Genomic DNA, 16,362 nt, shown 5'->3' with positions numbered 1-16,362 from the left:
CGCCGGGGGCGGCAGGCGCAGCGGGGGGTGCTGCGGCGGGCGCCCCGGGGACCGTGACCCGGAAACCGTTGACGATTGCGTCCGTGGCCTCAGCGGCCGGAACAACCTGGTCGACGCTCGTGGTGACGGACAGCGACACCAGATACTTGTCCGGTCCGGCGGCGGCGATGACGTGACGCCGCGAGGTGTTCAGCGTCATGTTGTTCTCGCGGTAGGTTCCCTCGATCAACGCCGACGGCATGCCGCCGAACTCGGCCAGCGACGCGTCGGTGCTGCGCCATGCGGGCAGCTGCTGACTGTCGATGAAGCCGTGGCTGATCGCCTCTTTGGGGTCGAAGTCGCCGACGAGCTTGTACACCACGACCTGAGCGTTCGAGGTGTACAACCCGTTGCCGCCGACCCGGTCCGCGATCACCGCGAACGCATCGGGGACGTTCGGGTCCGGGACGTGCTCCCACCCGCGCGGCATTGGCAGCACGATGGTGAGGGCCTTGAAGTCGCGGCTGTTTTGCGGCTCGAGTTTCACTCCCTTGTCGGCGAAGAACTCGGTGAGCGTGCCGGAGGTGGCGGGCATGATCGTCGCGACCGGCGCCGGGGGGACGGGTTGGGCGGCCAGGCCCGGGGCCGCGGTTCCGGCAGGTGCCGTCGCGGTACCGGCGGGCGCCGCCGCTCCCGCCGGCATCGCCGCACCGGGAGTCGCGCCTGCCGGAGTCGCCGCGCCCGCCGGAGTTGCTGCGCCGGCTCGGGCCGCCGCGCCGGCCGGGGTCCCCGCGGTGGCAGACGTCACACCCGGTGCGGTCACCCCCTGTTGGGTCAGGGGCTGGGCGTTCGGTGTGACCGTGACGGTCTGCGTGACCGTGGGCAACGCGGGCTGGGGTGGCTGCGGAACGAGAGGTTCGGCCGATGCGGTCGTGCCCGCGAAGCCGAGGACGCCGGCGGTGGCGGTGGCCACACTTGCGGCCAATATCCGCCAGCGAGGGGCGATCTCGATCATCTGCGTCGGTCCTTCCGAACTGCACGGGAAGAGGTCAGGCGCTGACTGTATCGACCCGTGAAGCACGGCGACCAGCGTCGGAACCGACCTGCAACCGTGTTCTGACTTCCCCGCAATGCAACCGAGACCGACCCGTGGCCGAAGCACGGCGGATATCGGTCCTTATACCCTGTTCACGTGACAGACGCGCCGACCACAGACACCCCGCAGCACCGCTACACCGCGGAGCTGGCCGGGCAGATCGAGCGCACCTGGCAGCAGCGGTGGGCCGACGCGGGGACCTTCCACGTGCCGAACCCCGTCGGGTCCCTGGCGCCCGCCGACGGTTCGCCGGTGCCCCCGGACAAGATGTTCGTCCTGGACATGTTCCCGTATCCGTCGGGTGAAGGCCTGCACGTCGGGCACCCGCTCGGTTACATCGCGACCGACGTCTACGCCAGGTACTTCCGGATGACCGGGCATAACGTGTTGCACGCCTTGGGTTTTGACGCGTTCGGCCTGCCTGCCGAGCAGTACGCCATCCAGACCGGGACGCATCCCCGGATTCGCACCGAGGCCAACATCGTCAACTTCAGGCGCCAGCTCGGCCGGCTGGGGTTCGGTCACGACTCGCGCCGAAGCTTCGCCACCACCGACGTCGACTACTACAAGTGGACGCAATGGATCTTCCTGCAGATCTACAACGCGTGGTTCGACCCGACCGCACAGAAGGCCCGGCCGATCGCGGAGCTGGTCGAGCAGTTCGAGTCGGGTACGCGCAGCCTCGGCGACGGCCGGTCGTGGAAGGACTTGTCGAAGGGTGAGCGCGCCGACGTCATCGACTCTTATCGGCTGGTGTATCAGTCCGACTCGCTGGTGAACTGGTGTCCGGGGTTGGGCACGGTACTGGCCAACGAGGAGGTCACCTCCGACGGTCGCAGCGAGCGCGGAAACTTCCCGGTGTTCCGTAAACGGTTGCGACAGTGGATGATGCGCATCACCGCATATTCCGATCGCCTGCTCGACGACCTCGAACTGCTGGACTGGCCGGAGAAGGTCAAGACCATGCAGCGCAACTGGATCGGCCGGTCGACGGGGGCGTCCGTCCTGTTCGGCACCGACGCCGGGGACATCGAGGTGTTCACCACCCGCCCCGACACATTGTTCGGCGCGACGTACATGGTGCTGGCGCCCGAACATGAACTGGTCGACAGGCTGGTGGGCGACCAGTGGCCGGCCGGTGTCGACGAGCGGTGGACGTACGGCGCCGCGACGCCCGCTGAAGCCGTCGCCGCCTACCGTGCTGCGATCGCGGCCAAGTCGGACCTGGAGCGGCAGGAGAACAGGATCAAGACCGGTGTGTTCGTCGGCGCGTATGCGACGAATCCCGCCAACGGTCAACGCGTTCCGATCTTCATCGCCGACTACGTTCTGCTGGGCTACGGCACCGGAGCCATCATGGCGGTGCCGGGACATGACCAGCGCGATTGGGAATTCGCGACCGAGTTCGCGCTGCCGATCGTCGAAGTCGTTGCCGGCGGCGATGTTTCGCAGGACCCCTACACCGGAGAAGGCGAGATCGTCAACTCCGACTACCTCAACGGGCTGAGCGTGGCCTCGGCGAAGGAGGCCATCACCGCGCGGCTGGCGGCAGAGGGCCGCGCCCGTGAGCGCGTCGAATACAAACTTCGGGATTGGCTTTTCGCGCGTCAGCGGTATTGGGGCGAGCCGTTCCCGATCGTCTACGACGAGGACGGCCGCGCGCACGCGCTGCCGGAGTCCGCGCTGCCGGTCGAGCTGCCCGACGTACCCGACTACTCGCCGGTGCTGTTCGACCCAGACGACGCCGACAGTGAGCCGTCGCCGCCGCTGGGCAAGGCCACCGACTGGGTGAACGTAGAGCTGGATCTCGGCGACGGGCTCAAGCGCTACACCCGCGACACCAACGTGATGCCGCAGTGGGCCGCCAGCTCCTGGTACGAGCTGCGCTACACCGACCCGCACAACTCAGAGGAGTTGTGCGCCAAGGAGAACGAGGCCTACTGGATGGGGCCGCGGCCCCTCGAACACGGCGCCGACGACCCGGGTGGTGTCGACCTGTACGTCGGCGGCGTCGAGCACGCGGTGCTGCACCTGCTGTACGCGCGGTTCTGGCACAAGGTGCTCTACGACCTCGGCCACGTCAGCTCTTCTGAGCCGTATCGCCGGCTGGTGAACCAGGGCTACATCCAGGCGTTCGCCTACACCGACTCCCGCGGCGCATACGTGCCCGCGGCGGAAGTGGTTGAGCGGGAAGGCAAGTTCTACTGGCAGGCCCTCGACGGTGAGATCGAGGTCTACCAGGAGTTCGGAAAGATCGGCAAGAGCCTGAAGAACTCGGTGTCGCCCGACGAGATCTGCGACAACTACGGTGCGGACACGCTTCGCGTTTACGAGATGTCGATGGGCCCACTGGAGGCGTCGCGGCCGTGGGCCACCAAGGACGTCGTCGGCGCACACCGGTTCCTGCAGCGGGTGTGGCGCCTGGTGGTCGACGAGGAGACCGGCGCCAACCGCGTCGCCGAACACGAGGCGATCGACGAGCCGACGCTGAAGTTGTTGCACCGCACCATCGCCGGAGTGTCCGACGATTACACGAGCCTGCGCAACAACACCGCGGCGGCCAAACTGATCGAGTACACCAACCACCTGACAAAGGAGGGGGTGACGGCGCGCGCGGCGTTGGAGCCGCTGGTGTTGATGGTCGCCCCGCTCGCCCCGCATCTGGCCGAGGAGCTGTGGCGTCGGCTGGGTCACGAATCGTCGCTGGCGCAGGGTCCGTTCCCGGTGGCCGACCCGCAGTATCTGGTCGAGGACACCGTCGAGTACCCCGTCCAGGTAAACGGGAAGGTGCGCGGGCGGGTGACGGTCGCGGCGGACGCGGACGCCGATGCGCTGGAGGCCGCCGCGTTGGCCGACGAGAAGGTTCAGGCGTTCATCAACGGCGCGACGCCGAAGAAGGTGATCGTGGTGGCCGGCCGCCTCGTCAACATCGTCGTCTAACGCGCGATTTCGGTGTCGTTGGTTGCGACTGGCGCAACCATTGACACCGAAATAGCGGCACCGGGAACCGGAGGAGCGGTTGTCGCGTCCATCACTAAGTGCTCAACGATCATCTCCGTCGGCACGATGGTGTTCTGACGCTCAGCCAGGCTCGCCTCATGGGGATGAGCAGGTCCGCAGTTCACAGGCGCGTGCGGTCCGGACTGTGGCGGCAGTGCGCACGCGGCGTCTTCTTCGTCGACGACCGTCCATTCAGTGACGCCGCGCGTATACGCGTCGGGGTGTGGAGTTGCGGGGAGACCGCCGTCGCGAGCGGATTGACAGCTGCGTGGTGGCACAGCCTCACCCGTTTCGCACCGAATATCGTTGAAGTCACCATGCCTCGCAACGGCAGCGGCCGAGCTCCCAGAGGCGTGAGGTTGCGCCGCCGGAACCTTGCATCCGAGGACATCGTCGAATGCAAGGGGCTACGCGTCACTTCCCGACCATTGACCGTTCTTGAGGCCGCCGTCCGGACTCGCGATGGCGCAAAGATCATGGATCGCGCACTCCAGGCGGATGTAGCGCTGCGGGATTTGTGGCGCGCCCAACTCCGCAACAAGGGCCGCTACGGTTCACCCGCGGCGCGCGTACTTCTGCAGGCGGCGTCGGACGGCGCGCGATCGACGGCCGAGCGGCTGCTGCTCAGGCTACTCCGGGAAGCCAGGATCACCGGGTGGCAAGCGAACTACCCGGTGGGTAGATATCGCGTCGACGTGGGATTTAAGGGCCCGAAGGTCGCCATCGAAGTTGACGGCTTAGCGTTCCATATCGGTTCTGACGAGTTCCATCAGGATCGGGTGCGACAGAACCACATAACCCTTCTGGGGTGGCAGGTGCTGCGCTTCACCTGGCTCGACCTCACGGAGTACCCCGATCGCGTGATAGCGCTCATCAAATCGGCGATTTCGATGTAGCTGGTTGCGCCTCCCGCGACAAACTACACCGAAATCACCGAACTACTAGCGGGGGCGGACGATGACCTCGTGCATGTGGGCGTCCGGCGGCGTGTGCACCGCATCGGCGATCACCTTCGCCACACTCTGCGGGCTCAGAAACCGTGACGGGTCGTACTCCCCGCCCTCGTAGGCGACCAGACCCTCTTGCATCTCCGTGGCGATCCGGCCCGGGTGCACCGACGTCACACGCAGCGACGGCTCATCGGCCCGCAGCGAGTCGGCGAACGACCGCAAGGCGAACTTGCTGGCCGAATACGACGCCAATCCCGGCGACGCGTTGATCCCCGACCCCGAGTTCACGAACAGCACGTGTCCGCCTGCGGCCCGCAACGCTGGCAACAGCGCGAGCGTAAGGGCAACCGCGCCAATGACATTGACCTCCATGGAGGTGCGCCACTCGTCGACGGTGGACTCGGCGACCCGGCCAGGGAACGCCACCCCGGCATTGTGGATCAGCACGTCGAGCTCGACGATCGGCTCGACCGCGGCCTCGATACCGGAGACGTCAGCCAGGTCGATCGGCCACGTGGTCGCGCCGAACTGCGCGGCAACCTCGTCGAGCGCCGCCGACGGTCGCCCGGCCAGAAACAGCGTGTGGCTGTCGGCGAGCGCCGTGGCGATCGCCGTCCCGAGCCCCCGTGAGGCACCCGTGATCATCGCGGTCGGCATGTCGAAACCCTACCGACCTGCGTTCGGCGGCGAAGCGTCGCATCATGGAACGGATGCCACCCGACCACAGCTTTGCGCCCACCCAACTCGCGGCCCGCGCCGCGTACCTGCTGCGGGGTAACGACCTGGGCACCATGACCACCGCGGCGCCGCTGCTGTACCCGCACATGTGGAGCTGGGACGCGGCGTTCGTGGCGATCGGGCTGGCCCCGCTGAGCGTCGAGCGCGCGGTCGTTGAACTCGACACCCTGCTCTCGGCGCAGTGGACCAACGGGATGATCCCGCACATCGTCTTCGCCAACGGTGTCGACGGCTACTTTCCCGGCCCGGCACGCTGGGCCACGTCCGCACTGGCCGCGCACGCACCCCGCAACCGGCACACGTCCGGTATCACCCAGCCGCCGGTGCATGCGATCGCCGTGCAGCGAATCCTCGATCACGCCCGCACCCGCGGCCGCTCCACCCGCGCTGTGGCCGAGGCGTTCCTGGACCGCCGCTGGTCCGACCTCGTCAAGTGGCACCGCTGGCTCGCCGAGGCCCGCGACCCGAAAGAACACGGCCGCGTCACGCTGTACCACGGCTGGGAATCCGGTATGGACAACTCCCCACGCTGGGACAGCGCCTATGCCAACGTGATTCCGGGCAACGTGCCCGAGTACCAGCGCGAGGACAACACGATCGTCACCGACGCGACCCAGCGCCCGTCCGACCTCGAGTACGACCGCTACTTGTGGCTGCTCGAGGAGATGAAGTCGGCGCGCTACGACGACGAATTGCTGCCCAAGGTCATGAGTTTCGCGGTCGAGGACGTCTTCGTCTCAGCTATCCTCGCGGTCGCCTGCGACGTGCTCGCAGAGATCGGCGAGGACTACGGCCGCCCCCGCGCCGACGTCCGCGACCTCTACGCGTGGGGTCAGCGGTTCCGTGACGGCGTCATCGACACCACGGACGAAAGAACAGGCGCAGCACGGGATTTCGACGTGCGAACCGGCAAGTGGGTGGCCACCGAAACGGTCGCGCAGTTCGCCCCGCTGTTGTGCGGCGGTCTGCCCCACGACAAGGAACGCACGCTGGTGAAGCTGCTGGAGGGCCCACGCTTCTGCGCTCACCCCGACCTCAAGTACGCCTGCATTCCGTCCACCTCGCCGGTGTCGCGCGAATTCCGCCCGCGCGAATACTGGCGCGGGCCGGTGTGGCCGGTGATGACGTGGCTGTTCTCGTGGTGCTTCGCGCGCCGCGGCTGGGCCGAACGCGCGCGTCTATTGCGCCAGGAGGGACTGCGCCAGGCCAGCGACGGGACGTTTGCCGAATACTACGAACCCTTCACCGGCGAGCCACTGGGCAGCATGCAGCAGTCGTGGACGGCGGCCGCGGTCCTGGACTGGCTCGGTTAGCCCACTACTCGGCCAGCCGCTCAAGCGGGTCGATGGCCTTGGTCAAAGTCTCGATGTCCTCCGGGCTCAACCGCGACAGCAGGCTGGCCAGATGCGCGCGCCGAACCTCGAGGGCCTCCTGGTGCTGGGCGCGACCCTCCGGGGTGATGTCGACGAGCACCGCCCGCAGGTCGGACGGGTCGCGCGAGCGCTTGACGAGGCCCAGCTTCTCCAGGCGGCGGATCGCCACCGTGGTCGTGGGCGTGCGGACACGCTCGTGGGCGGCCAGGTCGGTCATCCGCATCGGGCCCTGCTCCAGCAGCGTGAGCAGGATCGACAGCTGGGCCAACGTGAGGTCTCCCGCGTCGGCGCGGCCGGTGTCGCTGCGACGCAGCACGGAGAACACGCGGGACAGAACCCGCTGCAGCTCTCCTGACAGCTCCGCGACCTGCGGTTCTACGACTTCCGCCATAATTTCGGCAGTCTAACCTGTCAGGCGATGCCAGGTTGCGTGACGGACGCGTTAGTTCAAAGTCGTCGAAGGCCCGGTCACAGCACCTGCGAGAGGAACCGCTGCAGACGTTCGGTTTCGGCCGCATCGAAGATCTGCTCCGGCGGTCCGGCTTCGACGACCCTGCCGTGATCCATGAACACCACGGCATCGGAGGTCGATCGGGCGAAGCCCATCTCGTGGGTCACCACCACCATGGTCATGCCGTCGGCGCCGAGGTCGGCGATCAGCGCGAGGATGCCCTTGACCAACTCCGGGTCGAGCGCAGAGGTCGCCTCGTCGAAGAACATCACCTGCGGCGCCATCGCCAACGCCCGCGCGATCGCCACCCGCTGCTGCTGCCCACCGGACAGCGTCGTCGGCCGCACGTCGGCCTTGTTGCGCAGGCCGACGCGCTCCAGGTGCGCCAGCCCGAGCTCGCGGGCCTCCTCGGCGCTGAGCCGTTTGAGCTTGCGCGGCGCGAGGGTCACGTTGTCCAGCACGCTGCGGTGCGGGAACAGGTTGAAGTTCTGGAAGACCATCCCGATGCGTTGGCGCAACTGGTCGGGGTTGTCGGCGAGCACCGAGCGACCGTCGAGCAGGATGTCGCCGCGGTCGGGCTCGTACAGCCGGTTCAACGTCCGCAGCAGGGTGGACTTGCCCGACCCCGACGGCCCGATCACCGCGGTGGTGCTGCCCGCAGGCACGTCGATATCCACCCCGCGCAGCACCGGGTTGGGGCCGAACGAAAGATGGATGTCGTTGGCGCTCAACGACACCGGATCGAAACCGGACGCACTCATCAGATCATCTCCTGAGACGTCGCCATCGGAAGCGGGTCCTCCTCGGAGGGTTTTCGCCCGCGTCGCAACCGGTTGTCGATGTAGTTGACCAGATGCGTCAGCGGCACGGTCAGCATCAGATAGAAGAAGCCCGCGGCCACCAGCGGTGACAGGTTGCCGGTCTGCGCGTTGAGGTCGCGTCCGACCTGGAACAGCTCACGTTGATCGGCCACCAGCCCGAGGAAGTAGACCAGCGACGAGGCCTTCAGCAGCGAGATGAACTGGTTCATCAGCGCGGGCAGCACCCGCCGCACACCCTGGGGGACCACGACCAGCTGCATCGATGCGGTGTACGAGAAGCCAAGTGCGCGTGAGGCTTCCATCTGTCCGGGCTCGACGCTCTGGATACCGGAACGGAAGATCTCCCCGACGTAGGCCGCGGCCATCAGGCCCAGCGCGGCGATGCCCAGTGGGAAGGGGTTGTTGCCGGTCAGCCCGCCCACGATGGGCCCCACCCCGAGTCCGATCAACAAGATGATGACCACCTCGGGCAGGCCACGGAAGATGTCGGTGTAGACCCGCGCCGGCCACCGCAGCCAGCGGTGCCGCGAGATCCCCGCGACCGCCAGCAGCATCCCCAGCACCAGGCCGATGACGGCTGCGCTGACGGTCAGGATCAACGTGTTCGGCAGGCCGGTCTTCAACAGGTCGGGAACCGCCTGCCGGTACAGGTCCCAGTTCAGGAACGAGTCTTTCAGTTGCGCCAGAGTCGATTTCGGCGCTGCGGGACCGGTCGAAGGCTGCTGGTTCTCGGCGGCGATGGCGTTGAAGTCCGGCAGTTGCGGCGGCGGAGCCGCCTTGGAGCCTGGCTTCCACCCGGGCGGCAGCGCCCGCGGTACCCATTCGGAGTACAGCCGCGCCCAGGTGCCGTCGGCGATCACGGCGTCCAGCCCGGAGTTCAACGCGTCGATGAGCGGGCGGTTCTCGGTGGCCACCGCCCACGCGATGAAATTGTCCAAGCTGAAGGTGTTTTCGATGATCTCGGCCGGATCGCCGGGCTGCACGGTTCCCGACGCCTGCTGGGACGGGGCCACCCAGGCGTCGATCTGCCGGGTCTTCAGGCTGGCGTAGACGGTGTTGTAGTCGGGGTACTTGACCGGCTGCAGGCCCAGGGTGTCGATGACGTAGGACTCCTGCACAGTGCCTTGCACCACGCCGATGCGCTGGCCGGGCGCCAGTTTGTCGAACCCGGTGATCGGCGACCCGGTGGGTACGACGAGCGAAAAGTAGCCGAAGTCATAGCCGTTGGTGAAACCGACCGTGCGGCGGCGCTCTTCGGTCGTGGTGATCGAGGAGGACCCGACATCGAAGCGTCGCGCAGCCACCTGCGCCAGCAGCCCGGAGAACTCGGTGCCGACGAAGTTGATCCGCAGCCCCAGCTTGTCGGCGACCGCGCGCAGCACCTCGTTGTCGAAGCCGGTGAACTGACCGGCCGAGTCGATGCAGATGCTCGGTGGCGCGTCCGACAAGGTGCCGACGGTCAGCGTGCCCGGCTGGATCAGCCCCAGCGCATCGACGTCCACCGCCGCGAGGGGCACTACGGATGGCGTGGTGTACCGGTCCTCGTCGGGCCCGGCTGCCGCCGCGGCGAGGTTGGTCGGAAGGGCGCTGGCGCTCCCGATCCCGGGGGGTGTGCACTGGTCGACGTTGGCGTTTACGGGTCCGGCCAGACCGGTACCGGTCACCAGCATCGCGACGAGCGCGACCACCAAGAGCTTGCAGAACCGCGCGAACGGGGTCATCTGTGCAAGGTATCGGTCAAGGCGCCACGTTCGCCGGGTTGGGCTCGATCAGAACGTCACAGGCGAGGCGCCCGCCCCGCGCAGCACACCCCGTCGGACCAGTTCGGTGACCATGATGCGCCCCATCGTCTCGCTGCGGGCGATGCAGGCGTTGCGGGCGGCCTCCTCGTCGCCGCCGCGGATCGCGGCGGTCTCGTCCTCGTAGAAGGGCAGCATCTCGTCGTGATCGCTCAGGTACGTCACCCAGAACGCTCGAGGCGTGAAGGCCTGCACCGACCGGATCAACGCCGTCAGTCGCGGGCCGGCGTAAGAGTCGGTGATCACGGTGCGGTACTGCCATGCGGCGTCATAGAAGACGCGCGAGTCCCGGGTACCGCGCAACGTGTCGGTCAGCGCGCCCAGTCGGTCGAGAACGCCGGGATCCGGTTCGGCGGCCGCGCGCGCCGACGCCATGCCGGTCAGGAAGCCGTGCAGCTCGTGGTGCTCGCGCACGAACGCCTCGTCGAAGCGTTCGACGAAGGCACCGCGGTGATAGCGGGTGGACAAGATGCCGTCGTGTTCCATCTGCACGACGGCCTCTTGTATCGGCACGCGCGACAAACCGAGGTCTTGTGCGATCTCGTTGCGGTCGATCCGATCACCAGACCGGAGCTTGCCGGTCAGGACCAGGTTCACGACGTGCGCGACCACAAGGTCTTTTTCCTTGACCCCATACTTTTTGGGCATGGCGGCGACAGTCTCTCACGCACCACGCCCCGCCGGGAGGGGTTACGCCGGTTCAGCCGGCTTCGTTTCGACGACGGTCACGCCACCGGACCAACGCCTCGGCTTCGGACAGGTCGTAGTCGGGTCCGTTGACCCCGACGGTCAGCATCGTGACGCCGAGGTCGGCGAGCGCCTCGGCCTCGCCGATCAACCTCTCGGCCGTCTTTCCCGACACGCCGGCCGAGCGCTCGATGGCGTTCGGATCGCGGCCCACGTCGGCGCAGTGGCCCGCCAAAACCTCGGCCTTGCGCGGGTATTCGCCACTGTCGGAGAAGCTGTGCCAGATGTCGCCGTACTCGGCGACCAGACGCAGCGTCTTCCTCTCACCACCGCCGCCGATCAGGACGGGGATGTCGCGGGTGGGCTGCGGGTTGAGCTTGGAAAGACGCGACGTGATGCGTGGCATCGCCTCGGCGAGGTCGTCGAGCCGGCTGCCTGCGGTGCCGAACTCGTAGCCGTACTCGTCGTAATCCTTCTGCTTCCAACCCGAACCGATGCCCAGGATCAGGCGGCCGTCGCTGATGTGGTCGACGGTGCGCGCCATGTCTGCCAGCAGCTCGGGGTTGCGGTACGAGTTGCAGGTCACCAGCGCACCGATCTCGATGCGCGACGTTTGCTCGGCCCAGGCGCCAAGCATGGTCCAGCATTCGTAGTGGGCACCGTCGGGATCGCCGTAGAGCGGAAAGAAGTGGTCCCAGTTGAACGCGACGTCGACACCGAGGTCTTCGCACCGTCGGACCGCGTCGCGGATATGGCTGTACTTCGGGGAGTGCTGCGGCTGCAGTTGCACGCCGACACGGATCGGATAGCTCACCCCTCAACCGTACGCAGCGTCACCACCCCCACCGCGCGAGCGACCGTGTCTGTGCGCGACACGCCGCCGATCCGCGTACAAAGGCGGTCGCTCGCGCCACCCGAGCTACTCCGCGAGAACCGCCCGCAGGATTTCGATCAACTTGCCCGGCTGATCGCTCTGCACCGAGTGTCCGGAATCCTCGACCATCTGAACATCCTTGAATCCCGGTGCGCGGCGGGCGAACTCGGCGGCATCGTCGTCGTTGACGAAGAACGAGTTGGCGCCGCGCACCAACGTCGTCGTCACCTCCAGCCGCGGGACGTCGTCCCACAACCCCTCGAAGCCTTCGCCCCCGCGCATCTCGTCGTAGCGCCAGGTCCAGGTGCCATCGTCGAGCCGCTTGGCGTTGTGGAACACGCCGCGCCGCAACGATTCCCGGTCGCGGTGTGGTGCCGCAGCGACCGTCTTCTCCAGCATCGCCTCGAACGAGGGGAAGATGCGATCACCCTGCACCAGAGCGACAGTGCCCTTCTGGGCCTCGGTCATCTGGGTGTGCCGTTCGGGCGCCGACGGTGTCACGTCGACCAGCACCAGCCTGCGCACCAGGTCGGGCGCCGCGACGGCCAGACGCAACGCCGTCAAGCCGCCCAGCGACATGCCCACCACCAGTGACGCGTCGGAAGCCAGTGAGCGGACGACGGGTTCGATCGCGACGGCGTTGTTCTTCGGGCCGTAGTCGCCGTCCTCGCGCCACGCCGACCGGCCGTGCCCGGGCAGGTCGATGGCCAGCGCCGGCTCGCCCAGGCCGACGATCACGGTGTCCCAGGTGTGCGCGTTCTGTCCGCCGCCGTGCAGGAACACCACCCTCGGCGGCGCATCGCCGAACTTCAAGGAGCTGATCGGTCCTGCGTCGATACGCTTCACCGACGGCACCGCCTCGACACCGGCCTGGCGCGCGTTTTCCCGCAGGAAGGTGAGCTCGTCGAGCGCAGCCAGTTCGTCGTCAGGCGAGATGTCGGTCATCAGGTGACCCTACAAAACGCCGAAACCGACGTAGTGGCGGTCCGCACTCGCACAAATCCGCCAAAACGTCGGTTTCGGTATCGACGAAGGAGGGTCAGCCCTCGATGAAGGTCTCGAGCTGCGCCCGGGCCACATCATCGGGCAGCTGCTTGGGCGGGCTCTTCATCAGGTAGGCCGAGGCCGCCTCGACGGGGCCGCCGATGCCGCGATCGAGCGCGATCTTCGCCGCGCGCACCGCGTCGATGATGACGCCGGCCGAGTTCGGCGAATCCCACACCTCGAGCTTGTACTCCAGGTTCAGCGGCACGTCACCGAATGCGCGGCCCTCGAGCCGGACGTAGGCCCACTTGCGGTCGTCGAGCCAGCCGACGTGGTCGGACGGGCCGATGTGCACGTCCTTGGTCTTGAACTCGCGCTGCAGGTTGGAGGTGACGGCCTGGGTCTTGGAGATCTTCTTCGACTCCAGCCGCTCGCGCTCGAGCATGTTGAGGAAGTCCATGTTGCCGCCGACGTTGAGCTGCATGGTGCGGTCGAGCTGCACGCCGCGGTCCTCGAACAGCTTGGCCATCACGCGGTGGGTGATCGTCGCACCGATCTGGCTCTTGATGTCGTCGCCGACGATCGGGACGCCGGCGTCGGCGAACTTCTTGGCCCACTCCGGGTCGGAGGCGATGAACACCGGCAGCGCGTTGACGAACGCCACGCCGGCGTCGATCGCGCACTGGGCATAGAACTTGTCGGCCTCGTCCGAGCCGACCGGAAGGTAGGACACCAGGACGTCGACCTCGGCGTCCTTGAGCGCCTTGACGACGTCGACCGGGTCGGAGTCGGAGACCTCGATGGTGTCGGCGTAGTACTTGCCGATGCCGTCGAGGGTCGGACCGCGCTGCACGGTGACGTTCAGCGGCGGCACGTCGGCGATCTTGATGGTGTTGTTCTCCGACGCGAAGATCGCCTCGGACAGGTCGAAGCCGACCTTCTTGGCGTCGACGTCGAAGGCGGCGACGAACTTGACGTCGCGCACGTGGTAGGGGCCGAGGCGCACATGCATCAGGCCGGGCACGGTCGCCGTCTCGTCGGCATCGTGGTAGTACTGCACGCCCTGTACGAGCGAGGACGCGCAGTTGCCCACGCCGACAATCGCGACCCGCACCTCTCCGTTGGATGACATGACGTCTCTTCCCTTCGTAATCCCTGTCGTAGTTGGTTCGGTTCTGCCTAGGGCTGCACAGTGTTGTCTGAGCGCCCCTGGCTCAGACGTTCCGCCGCTATCAGCTCGTTGAGCCACTTCACCTCGCGCTCGCTCGACTCCAACCCCAGCTGATGAAGCTGCCGGGTGTACCTGTCGATGGAGCTGCTAGCCCGCGCAACGGCTTCACGCAGACCCTCGCGGCGTTCCTCCACCTGACGACGACGCCCCTCCAGGATCCGCATCCGGGCCTCGGCCGGGGTGCGGTTGAAGAAGGCGAGATGGACACCGAATCCGTCGTCGGAGAAGTTCTGTGGGCCCGTGTCGGCCACCAGTTCGGAGAAGCGCTGCTTGCCCTTCTCGGTGAGCTGGTAGACGCGTCGCGCCCGGCGCATCTTCGGGGTGCCGTCCGGCGCAGCGTCCTCGACGATCAGGCCGTCGTTCTGCATGCGCCGTAAGGCGGGATACAGCGATCCGTACGAAAACGCGCGGAAGGCGCCGAGCAACCCCGTCAATCTCTTGCGAAGTTCGTAGCCGTGCATGGGCGATTCCTGCAGGAGTCCCAGGATGGCCAGTTCCAACACCGAGAACACCTCCTTTGCTCGTCCGTTACGGCGGTTCGACACCTCGCACCATAGTATCGCGCCGATATATTCGGCGCGAACGTTGGGTTACCGTCGCGCGAACGCTGCGGGCCTCAGTTGGGGTAGTTGATCTGCTTGACCGTGCCGTCACCTGCCAGCTCGATGTAGCCGCTGCCGTAGTCGCTGGACACGTAGACGTCGATCGACAGCGCACCGGGGGTGGTCGGGTCGGTGGCCGGATCGATGGACAGGTAGGTGCTCTTGACGTCGGCCGGCTTCATACCGAGCGTCTCCGGGGCGCCGCGCAGAACGCCGACGACCGCCTTGGCGTCGAACTTGCCCAGGTCGACCTCGACGGCACCGCTGGTCTTCGAGGACGACGAGGGATCGTCCCAGCCGCCGCGGTAGGTGTAGATCAGTTCGCGGCGCTCCTCGTTCGGATCCGGCCGGGTCAACGACGCGTAATCCGGATAGACGATGAGCCGGTAGCCGTTGGTGTCGCCGAACCGCTGCTTCATCTGTTCGAGCAGACCCGTCAGCCCGCCGAGCGAGTGCAACTGCTTGGGCGGGGTCAGCACCACCGGGGTGATGCCGTCGGACTTCGCACCCGGGTCGGAGGTGAAGTTCAGCGGCGACGGGGTGTTGCCGTAGAGACCCCATCCGATCGCGATGCCGAGCACCACCAGCACACCGGCCACCGCGAGACGCAGACCCCAGCCGCTGCCGGCCATGGGCAGTGCCCGTGGCTTCTTCAGCGTGGGCAGTTGCACAGGGGCGTTGTTGGTCTGAAGGTCGGCCACCAACGCCTGCAGTTCGCCGAGCGTGGTTGCGGTCGTCGCCGCCTTGACCCGCTCGCCGTGCTCGGTCATCGACAGCTGGCCCTCGGCCAGGGCGCTGTCGAGGATCTGGCACGTGTCGTTGCGGTCGCTGTCTTTGGCCCGCGTTCCCGATGTCTGCCGCCCTGCCACGCGATGATCGTAGAAGCAAAAGTCAGCGGATGAGTCCCTGTGAGGTCATCACGGCCAGCAGCGATCCGTCCGAGTCGCGCAGCGAGCCGTAGGCCGAGACGCCTCCGCTGGCAACCGAACCCCGCGCCTCGAGCAGCCGCCATGCCGTGGACGGCACCAGGTGCGCCCCGGGCTGCCACACCAGGCTGAGGTCCAGACTCAGCAGCCAGGCGTCGACGAATCCGCTCACCTTGCCCGGCGCATCGAAGAGGTGGGCGTCCGCGTGCAGGACATCGGCGATCTGAGGATGGGTGAGCGGGTCACCGGGGGAGTCGCTGTCGGCGCTCACCCACAGCGCCACCTCCGGGCGACGGTCGGCGAAGCGGGTGAGGCTGGCCGGATAGTCCAGGCCGCGGCGGTGGGCGAACCGCAGCGACCGATACTCCTGGCCGATCCAGTCCAGCGCGGGCGACGACTCCGGTTCGGGCAGCGGGACGGCATAGCGCTCGAAGGGGACGGGTGCGTCGACCGACGGCGGGCCGAGCCAACCGTCGGCGAACCAACTGTTCGCGATGAGGATGGTGCGTTCCCGCTGGCGGATGGTGGCCTCGACTGCCGCGGCGGTACGGCCGCCGCGGATGCTGCGGACGTCGATCTGCAGCGGGCCGGGCGCCCCGGCGTCGACGAAGGTCACCGACAGCGACGCCGCCGCCGGCCGACCACTGTGCGCGAACATCGCGGCCAGCGCCAGTGCGGAGGTATAGCCGCCGAAGGCCCGCCCGTCGAAGCACCACTGTTCGCCGAGGTCGCGGGTGAATCGGCTCGAGCCTTCACCGGAGGGCCCACCGTCGAGGGCGAAGTCGCGCCCGTCCAGCATCGAGTCTCCTCAAGTCCGCCGCATACGGCCGATTGCTGTTGCCGTCGGTCCA

The 16,362-nt window shown here is 67.3% G+C and carries 15 protein-coding genes; 3 read left to right on the top strand and 12 right to left on the bottom strand.

Going from position 1 to position 16,362, the window contains the following annotated elements; genetic code table 11:
* The coding region (locus tag CEX87_RS24530; protein WP_094289500.1) for an LpqN/LpqT family lipoprotein at positions 1-994 on the bottom strand (994 nt) is incomplete at its 3' end.
* 177 nt (positions 995-1,171) lie between these two features.
* Between CEX87_RS24530 and leuS the strand changes: the two genes are divergently transcribed.
* Positions 1,172-4,015: a leucine--tRNA ligase gene (leuS, locus tag CEX87_RS24525; protein WP_094289498.1), complete on the top strand. Its 2,844-nt coding sequence runs from the start codon at positions 1,172-1,174 to the stop codon at positions 4,013-4,015.
* A 98-nt stretch (positions 4,016-4,113) separates the two neighbouring features.
* A complete protein-coding gene (locus tag CEX87_RS24520; protein ID WP_094289496.1) occupies positions 4,114-4,971 on the top strand; it encodes a type IV toxin-antitoxin system AbiEi family antitoxin domain-containing protein in 858 nt (285 codons plus the stop codon).
* A gap of 45 nt (positions 4,972-5,016) precedes the next feature.
* On the opposite strand, the gene CEX87_RS24515 is transcribed toward CEX87_RS24520, so the two are convergent.
* Positions 5,017-5,682, bottom strand: a complete 666-nt coding sequence (locus tag CEX87_RS24515) for an SDR family oxidoreductase (protein ID WP_064399009.1) — start codon at positions 5,680-5,682, stop codon at positions 5,017-5,019.
* A 53-nt stretch (positions 5,683-5,735) separates the two neighbouring features.
* On the opposite strand from CEX87_RS24515, the gene ggh reads away from it, so the two are divergent.
* Positions 5,736-7,076 (top strand): glucosylglycerate hydrolase, encoded by a 1,341-nt coding sequence (gene ggh, locus CEX87_RS24510; RefSeq protein WP_064399033.1) that lies wholly within the window; start codon positions 5,736-5,738, stop codon positions 7,074-7,076.
* 4 nt (positions 7,077-7,080) lie between these two features.
* On the opposite strand, the gene CEX87_RS24505 is transcribed toward ggh, so the two are convergent.
* The 10 genes from CEX87_RS24505 to CEX87_RS24460 all read right to left on the bottom strand — a co-directional run bounded on the left by CEX87_RS24505 (position 7,081) and on the right by CEX87_RS24460 (position 16,310).
* On the bottom strand, positions 7,081-7,527 hold the full coding sequence (locus CEX87_RS24505) for a MarR family winged helix-turn-helix transcriptional regulator (protein ID WP_064424872.1): 447 nt from the start codon (positions 7,525-7,527) through the stop codon (positions 7,081-7,083).
* A gap of 77 nt (positions 7,528-7,604) precedes the next feature.
* Positions 7,605-8,348 (bottom strand): amino acid ABC transporter ATP-binding protein, encoded by a 744-nt coding sequence (locus CEX87_RS24500; protein ID WP_064424871.1) that lies wholly within the window; start codon positions 8,346-8,348, stop codon positions 7,605-7,607.
* Positions 8,348-10,078, bottom strand: coding sequence for an ABC transporter substrate-binding protein/permease (locus tag CEX87_RS24495; protein WP_094289506.1), 1,731 nt, complete (start codon positions 10,076-10,078; stop codon positions 8,348-8,350). The genes CEX87_RS24500 and CEX87_RS24495 overlap by 1 nt, the downstream gene beginning before the upstream one ends.
* A 99-nt stretch (positions 10,079-10,177) precedes the next feature.
* Positions 10,178-10,855, bottom strand: a complete 678-nt coding sequence (locus CEX87_RS24490) for a GntR family transcriptional regulator (RefSeq protein WP_064399000.1) — start codon at positions 10,853-10,855, stop codon at positions 10,178-10,180.
* Positions 10,856-10,907: 52 nt separating this feature from the next.
* Entirely contained in the window at positions 10,908-11,708 is an 801-nt protein-coding gene (locus tag CEX87_RS24485; protein ID WP_094289494.1) for an LLM class F420-dependent oxidoreductase, read from the bottom strand.
* A 105-nt stretch (positions 11,709-11,813) separates the two neighbouring features.
* Complete coding sequence (locus tag CEX87_RS24480) at positions 11,814-12,713, bottom strand: alpha/beta fold hydrolase (protein WP_094289492.1); 900 nt, start codon at positions 12,711-12,713, stop codon at positions 11,814-11,816.
* A gap of 94 nt (positions 12,714-12,807) precedes the next feature.
* On the bottom strand, positions 12,808-13,884 hold the full coding sequence (locus CEX87_RS24475; protein ID WP_064395143.1) for an inositol-3-phosphate synthase: 1,077 nt from the start codon (positions 13,882-13,884) through the stop codon (positions 12,808-12,810).
* 47 nt (positions 13,885-13,931) lie between these two features.
* A complete protein-coding gene (locus CEX87_RS24470; RefSeq protein ID WP_064395160.1) occupies positions 13,932-14,486 on the bottom strand; it encodes a PadR family transcriptional regulator in 555 nt (184 codons plus the stop codon).
* Between the two features lie 113 nt (positions 14,487-14,599).
* Entirely contained in the window at positions 14,600-15,454 is an 855-nt protein-coding gene (locus CEX87_RS24465) for a DUF1707 SHOCT-like domain-containing protein (protein ID WP_094289488.1), read from the bottom strand.
* A gap of 22 nt (positions 15,455-15,476) precedes the next feature.
* The gene (locus CEX87_RS24460; protein WP_094289486.1) at positions 15,477-16,310 is read right to left on the bottom strand and encodes a thioesterase family protein; all 834 of its coding nucleotides are present in this window, start codon (positions 16,308-16,310) and stop codon (positions 15,477-15,479) included.
* Between the last annotated feature and the right edge of the window lie 52 nt (positions 16,311-16,362).

The organism is Mycobacterium lehmannii (assembly GCF_002245535.1).
GTDB lineage: Bacteria > Actinomycetota > Actinomycetes > Mycobacteriales > Mycobacteriaceae > Mycobacterium > Mycobacterium lehmannii.
The sequence above is the reverse complement of the archived record's forward strand: the minus strand, read 5'-3'. Positions and strand labels throughout refer to the sequence as shown.

Excerpts from the sequence above, each read along its gene's own strand:
- CEX87_RS24515 (WP_064399009.1), bottom strand. The coding sequence starts at position 5,682 with ATGCCGACCGCGATGATCACGGGTGCCTCACGGGGGCTCGGGACGGCG.
- ggh (WP_064399033.1), top strand. The coding sequence starts at position 5,736 with ATGCCACCCGACCACAGCTTTGCGCCCACCCAACTCGCGGCCCGCGCC.
- CEX87_RS24505 (WP_064424872.1), bottom strand. The coding sequence starts at position 7,527 with ATGGCGGAAGTCGTAGAACCGCAGGTCGCGGAGCTGTCAGGAGAGCTG.
- CEX87_RS24500 (WP_064424871.1), bottom strand. The coding sequence starts at position 8,348 with ATGAGTGCGTCCGGTTTCGATCCGGTGTCGTTGAGCGCCAACGACATC.
- CEX87_RS24495 (WP_094289506.1), bottom strand. The coding sequence starts at position 10,078 with ATGCTGGTGACCGGTACCGGTCTGGCCGGACCCGTAAACGCCAACGTC.
- CEX87_RS24490 (WP_064399000.1), bottom strand. The coding sequence starts at position 10,855 with ATGCCCAAAAAGTATGGGGTCAAGGAAAAAGACCTTGTGGTCGCGCAC.
- CEX87_RS24480 (WP_094289492.1), bottom strand. The coding sequence starts at position 12,713 with ATGACCGACATCTCGCCTGACGACGAACTGGCTGCGCTCGACGAGCTC.
- CEX87_RS24475 (WP_064395143.1), bottom strand. The coding sequence starts at position 13,884 with ATGTCATCCAACGGAGAGGTGCGGGTCGCGATTGTCGGCGTGGGCAAC.
- CEX87_RS24460 (WP_094289486.1), bottom strand. The coding sequence starts at position 16,310 with ATGCTGGACGGGCGCGACTTCGCCCTCGACGGTGGGCCCTCCGGTGAA.